The organism is Streptomyces sp. yr375 (assembly GCF_900110755.1).
GTDB lineage: Bacteria > Actinomycetota > Actinomycetes > Streptomycetales > Streptomycetaceae > Streptomyces.
Window position 1 is genome coordinate 1 of sequence record NZ_FOFF01000099.1, and the last position, 5,286, is coordinate 5,286.

The 5,286-nt window shown below is 69.6% G+C and carries 7 protein-coding genes and 1 pseudogene; 3 read left to right on the top strand and 5 right to left on the bottom strand.

Annotation, left to right across the window (positions count from 1 at the left end; translation table 11 throughout):
- From BMZ82_RS38815 to BMZ82_RS38820, 3 genes and pseudogenes are all read right to left on the bottom strand, one after another.
- Positions 1 to 300: helix-turn-helix domain-containing protein (locus tag BMZ82_RS38815; protein WP_143098918.1), on the bottom strand; the 300-nt coding region annotated here is incomplete at its 3' end.
- Positions 301 to 348: 48 nt separating this feature from the next.
- Positions 349 to 417: pseudogene (locus tag BMZ82_RS42475) on the bottom strand (SAM-dependent methyltransferase); the annotation flags it as partial.
- Positions 418 to 471: 54 nt separating this feature from the next.
- The gene (locus tag BMZ82_RS38820) at positions 472 to 972 is read right to left on the bottom strand and encodes an NUDIX hydrolase (protein WP_371271369.1); all 501 of its coding nucleotides are present in this window, start codon (positions 970 to 972) and stop codon (positions 472 to 474) included.
- Between the two features lie 220 nt (positions 973 to 1,192).
- Between BMZ82_RS38820 and BMZ82_RS38825 the strand changes: the two genes are divergently transcribed.
- From BMZ82_RS38825 to BMZ82_RS38835, 3 genes are all read left to right on the top strand, one after another.
- Positions 1,193 to 1,630: a helix-turn-helix domain-containing protein gene (locus tag BMZ82_RS38825; RefSeq protein WP_256252359.1), complete on the top strand. Its 438-nt coding sequence runs from the start codon at positions 1,193 to 1,195 to the stop codon at positions 1,628 to 1,630.
- Positions 1,631 to 1,749: 119 nt separating this feature from the next.
- Entirely contained in the window at positions 1,750 to 2,397 is a 648-nt protein-coding gene (locus BMZ82_RS38830; RefSeq protein WP_093782088.1) for a hypothetical protein, read from the top strand.
- A 232-nt stretch (positions 2,398 to 2,629) separates the two neighbouring features.
- Positions 2,630 to 2,968, top strand: a complete 339-nt coding sequence (locus tag BMZ82_RS38835; protein WP_371271370.1) for a DUF2516 family protein — start codon at positions 2,630 to 2,632, stop codon at positions 2,966 to 2,968.
- A gap of 139 nt (positions 2,969 to 3,107) precedes the next feature.
- Here the strand turns inward: BMZ82_RS38835 and BMZ82_RS38840 are convergent, their stop codons facing one another.
- The gene (locus BMZ82_RS38840) at positions 3,108 to 4,715 is read right to left on the bottom strand and encodes a PP2C family protein-serine/threonine phosphatase (protein ID WP_177244883.1); all 1,608 of its coding nucleotides are present in this window, start codon (positions 4,713 to 4,715) and stop codon (positions 3,108 to 3,110) included.
- A gap of 387 nt (positions 4,716 to 5,102) precedes the next feature.
- The coding region (locus BMZ82_RS38845; protein WP_143099018.1) for an NlpC/P60 family protein at positions 5,103 to 5,286 on the bottom strand (184 nt) is incomplete at its 5' end.

Consider the following 5,286-nt stretch of genomic DNA (forward strand, 5'->3'; position numbering starts at 1 on the left):
GCGGAACCGCTTGCGCGGCTGCAGTGCCAGCGCCGGGCCGAGGTGATCGACGATCCGGTCGGCCGCGGACTTGGACACCCCGAACAGCGGCGCCAGTTGGCGCAGGGTCAGGTTGGTCCGCCAGTACGCGGCGACCAGCAGGACTCGGTCCTCCAGTGGCAGGCTCCACGGCCGGCCCTTGCGGACCGGGTCTGCACCCTCACGCCGCAACGCGGTGATCAGCTTGCCGAACTGACGCGGGCTCAGCCCGGTGAACGGGGCTATCCAGGACGGCTCCGACGCCGTGATCACACCAGACACGGCAAGATCATCTCATCCGTGACCAGCAGTTACGGGACAGCTCTTAGTGAACATCGACGCATAGAGCTCGACGACCCCGTCGTAGGCTGTCCTGGTCTCATCCTGGTGTTCTAACACGGGCAGGAAGCTACACCCCCGCCCTTCACTGCCCAGGCCGCGAGGCGGGAAAGGTCAGGGCTGGGTGGTCCGGAACGCGAGATACCGGCTGAAGGCTTCGTGGCTGTCGGGGGTGAAGCGCCACTCCAACAGGGCCGAGCCGAGCTCCGGCTCGGTCAGCCAGCCATGCCAGGCGACCTCATCGGGATCGGGGACCACGGCGTCCGGCACCACGGCCTCGTGCATGCCGAGCCAATGAGGGCTCAAACCGCTGCGGTTGATGAACGTGAACAGCAGGCGCGGCAGCGCACGAATACCCAGCTCTTCGGCCAACTCCCGCGCGGCGGCCTGTTCATAGGACTCGCCGACATTCGCGGCGCCACCGACCTCGACCTCATAGAGCCCGGGGAAGCGCGATACCTGCTCCGAGCGTCGGTGGACGAGGATCCGTCCACGTTCATCACGACACACCGTCACGGCGACCCGATGCAGCCAACCCTCCCGGATGGCCTCCCGACGGCTGACCACCCCCAGCACGCGATCTTGACCGTCGACACGCTCCACCAATTCATCCACGACGCACACCCTGGCAGAGCCCACCGACAACGCCGCTTCTCGGCGACCCGCGGAGGCCGGCCCCAAGGCACCTGCACCAGGAGGCCGGGCCCGGATGACGACAGTTTTCATGCAAATACGACACCTATCGTGCTCAGGCTCAGTGGTGTTGCCGAGCCGGCGACACACTATTGCAAGCGTGTGCTTGCAATAGTTAGCGGGGGTGGTGCACAGTGGGGGCATGGCATCGCTCAACGTCGGCAATCTTGGTGAGTATCTGCGCGAGCAGCGGCGCAATGCGCAGTTGTCGCTTCGGCAGCTCGCCGATGCCGCCGGGGTGTCCAATCCGTATCTGAGCCAGATCGAGCGCGGGCTGCGCAAGCCGAGCGCGGAGGTGTTGCAGCAGGTCGCCAAGGCCCTGCGGATCTCCGCCGAGACGCTGTACGTGCGGGCCGGGATCCTCGACGCGGAGCGGGACCGGGACGAGGTGGAGACGCGTGCCGTCGTCCTCGCCGATCCCACGCTGACCGAGCAGCAGAAGCAGGTGCTGCTCCAGATCTACGAGTCCTTCCGCAAGGAGAACGGGTTCGTGGACGGCGACAGTGCGGTGGATGTCCAGGAGCCGAAGCCGAAGCAGGACCGCGAGAGTGGTGTCGATCCGCAGCAGACGGCCAGTTGACCGGACCAGGGGACCGGCCGCCCCGCTGCGGACCTGCACGACCCTCGGCCGAAAACGACGTACAAGCACGCACAAGACATCCGCGATACGACGCACGTGAATCCGGGAGGATCTTTACCATGGCCATCACCGACGACCTGCGCAAGACCTTCAGCGACCCGACTCCGCTCTACTTCGCCGCAGGCACCGCCGACCTGGCCCTCCAGCAGGCGAAGAAGGTGCCGGGTCTGGTCGAGCAACTGCGGACCGAGGCCCCGGCCCGTTTCGAGGCCGTCCGCAACACCGACCCCAAGGCCGTGCAGGAGAAGGCCGCCGCCCGTGCCAAGGAGGCGAGCGTCAGGGCCAAGGAGGCGCAGGAGAACCTCCAGACCAAGGTCAGCGAGTTCATCGGCACCCTCGACGGTGACATCAAGAAGCTCGGCAGCACCCTCGACGCCGACCTGAAGAAGCTCGGCGAGTCCGCCCAGGATCTCGCGCTGCGCGGTGTCGGCGTCGCCGCCGAGTACGCCGTCAAGGCCCGGGAGACGTACGAGAAGGTCGCCGAGCACGGCGAGCAGACCGTGAAGACCTGGCGCGGCGAGGCCGCCGAGGAGATCGAGGAGCTGGCGATCGCGGTCGAGCCGAAGTCCGAGTCGGTCGAGGCCGGGCAGACCGGGGAGCCCAAGCTCGTCGCGGTCGAGGGCGACTCGGCGGGCAAGTCCGGCGCCAAGAAGGCTCCGGCCGCCCGCAAGGCCACCGCGAAGAAGACGACGCCGCCGGCCAAGTGAGACCGACGGCCGCCGGGACGGACGCGGCAGACGACGGCATACGGTCACGGGCCGGGCACTCATCGGGTGCCCGGCCCGTTGTACGGGTAGCGGGAGCGCGGTTGCGGGTACGGTGACCGCGTAGGGACGGGCAAGTCGGGCCAAGCCGGACCAGGTCCGGTCGGGTGCGGTCAAGGTCCGTCAGGTTTTGTCGAGAGTGGATACGTCGAGTCGGGTGGTGGGCGTTGTGCTGATGGCAGGCTTCGCGGGGCTGGTGTGGGTGCTCTACCTCGCCATGCTGGTCCTCGCCGTGGTGGCGCTGGTGATGGCCGCTCTGTTCCGTGATGACGCGTACCGGGCCGCCAGCAAGCAGAACAAGGGCTTCTGGCTGATCATCCTCGGCATCACGGTCGCGGTGAATCTGCTGGTGCCGATGCTCTTCCTGCAGCTCGCGGGGCTCGTCGCCACGATCGTCTTCTTCGTGGACGTACGACCCGCCCTCCGGCAGATCTCGGGCGGCGGAGGCTGGGGCGGCCGCCGCGGCGGAAGCAACAGCGACGGCCCGTACGGGCCGTACAACGGCGGCCGATAGAGGCCTGGAGAGCCTGGAGACGGGGGCGCAGCCCCCTCCAGGGGCGCGGGGAACTGCGCGACAAGCCACGACGGACCAGCAGCCGGCATACGGCAGCCCCGTAACGGCGGATTTCCGAAACGGCGCGCCAAGCGGAGTGCTACGGCATGCGGTCCAGCAGCAGCACCGCCACGTCGTCCGTCAGCTCGCCGCCGTTGAGTTCGCGCACCTCGTTCACGGCGGCCCGCAGCAGCGCCTCGCCGCGCAGCCCCTCGGAGAGCTGGCGGCGGATGATCTCGACCATGCCGTCCTGGCCCAGTCGCTCCCGGCCTTCGCCGATCCGGCCCTCGATCAGGCCGTCGGTGTACAGCATCAGGCTCCACTCCGCGCCCAGCTCGACCTGCATGCGCGGCCAGCGGGCACCCGGCAGCAGGCCGAGGGCGGGGCCGTTGTTGTCGTACGGCAGCAGGCGCGCGGGCCGGTTCGGGCGGGCGATCAGCGGTGCCGGGTGGCCGGCCAGGCACAGGCCCGCGCGGCGGCCGTCGGGCGCGATGTCCACCGTGCACAGCGTCGCGAAGATCTCGTCGTCGTCGCGCTCGTGCTCCAGTACCTGCTGGAGCGTGTTGAGCAGCTCGTCCCCGCACAGACCCGCCAGCGTCAGCGCACGCCACGCGATGCGCAGCTCCACGCCGAGCGCCGCCTCGTCCGGGCCGTGCCCGCAGACGTCACCGATCATGGCGTGCACGGTGCCGTCGGGCGTGCGGACGGTGTCGTAGAAGTCGCCGCCGAGCAGCGCGCGCGAGCGGCCGGGGCGGTAGCGGGCGGCGAAGCGCAGCGGGGAGCCCTCCAGGAGGGGCGTGGGCAGCAGGCCGCGCTCCAGGCGGGCGTTCTCCTGCGCGCGCAGCTTGCCCTCGGCGAGGCGTCGCTCGGCCGTGTCGGAACGTTTCCGCTCCACCGCGTACCGGATCGCGCGGTTCAGCAGCCGACCGTCCAGCTCGTCCTTGAACAGGTAGTCCTGGGCGCCCACGCGTACCGCCTCGGCGCCGCGCTCGGCGTCGCCGGACGCGGTGAGCGCGAGTACGGCGTGCCGGGGCGCGAGACGGAGCACGTGCCGCAGGACGGCGAGCTCGTCGTCGGGCTCGCCCGCCTTGCCGGGCGCGGGCAGCGCGAGGTCCAGCAGGATGCAGTGCACGTCGTGGGTGAGCAGTCGCTCGGCCTCGGTGAGGTTGCGGGCGGTGCGTACCCGGATCGGCTTGCCGTCCGAGTCGTGCAGGTCGCGGACGATCGGCGCGGCCGTCGGGTCCTCCTCGATCAGGAGGAGGGTGAGGGGGGTGGCGGCGGGCGCGGGCGCGGAGGGTGTGCCGGTGGGTGGCGTGCCGTCGGTGGTCACGCCGGTGCCGGTCGCGCCGAACCTGGCGCTTACACCGGTGGTGCTCATGGAAGTGGTGCTCATGCCGGTGGTGCTCACGCCATGGTGGACGCCGTCGGCGGGCGTGGCGTTGAGCGGGCTGCCGTGCTCGACCGCCGTCTCCTCGTCGAGCACAGAGTTCACAGAGTTCACAGAGTTCACAGAGTTCACAGAATCCACGGCGTTCACAGAATCCATGGCGTCCATGGCGTCCACGATGTTCGAGGCGTCCACGGAGTACGCCGCGTCCTCGTGGTGGGCGTCTCGTGCCTTGGAGGGGCCGCCGACGGAGGGTGTGGCCTGCGCCTGACCGCTCTCCACGGGCGGGATCGCTCTCTGCCGCGGTATGGGTACGGGCATCGTCTTGGGTTCCTTCCCTCCCCCCGAGGGCATGGCGGGGACGAGGGACCTCGACCCACCGACCGGGACCATAGCGGCAGAAGGCGGCGCAACGGAATGGTGTGCGGCACGCCGCTTGCCCTCTCACCGCTGTCATATGCCGCGTTCCGTACCGCAGTTGGGCAGGGCGGGAACGGAACGGGATGACGAACGTCACGTCCGCACGGAGTTTGGGGGGTGGGGCAAGGTGCTGTGGGTCACGCGGCCGACCTCATCAGTCCAACCTCACGCGCCCAACCTCACGCGCCCAACCTCACGCGCCCAACCTCACGCGCCCAACCTCACGCGCCCAACCTCACGCGCCCGGCCTCACACATCCGGCCTCACGGGCCGACCCCACATCCGACCTCACGCGTCCGGTCGAACCACCCCGAGTATCGGCATCGAGCCCGCCCCGGCAAGCGTGACCGTCCGCCCCGGGCGCGGGGCGTGGATGATCGTGCCGTCGCCCACGTACAGCGCGACATGGCTGGCGTCGTCGAAGTAGATGATCAGGTCGCCGGGGCGCATGTCCTCGACGGCGACGTGCGGG

Excerpts from the sequence above, each read along its gene's own strand:
- BMZ82_RS38830 (WP_093782088.1), top strand. The coding sequence starts at position 1,750 with ATGGCCATCACCGACGACCTGCGCAAGACCTTCAGCGACCCGACTCCG.
- BMZ82_RS38835 (WP_371271370.1), top strand. The coding sequence starts at position 2,630 with ATGGCAGGCTTCGCGGGGCTGGTGTGGGTGCTCTACCTCGCCATGCTG.
- BMZ82_RS38825 (WP_256252359.1), top strand. The coding sequence starts at position 1,193 with ATGGCATCGCTCAACGTCGGCAATCTTGGTGAGTATCTGCGCGAGCAG.
- BMZ82_RS38840 (WP_177244883.1), bottom strand. The coding sequence starts at position 4,715 with ATGCCCGTACCCATACCGCGGCAGAGAGCGATCCCGCCCGTGGAGAGC.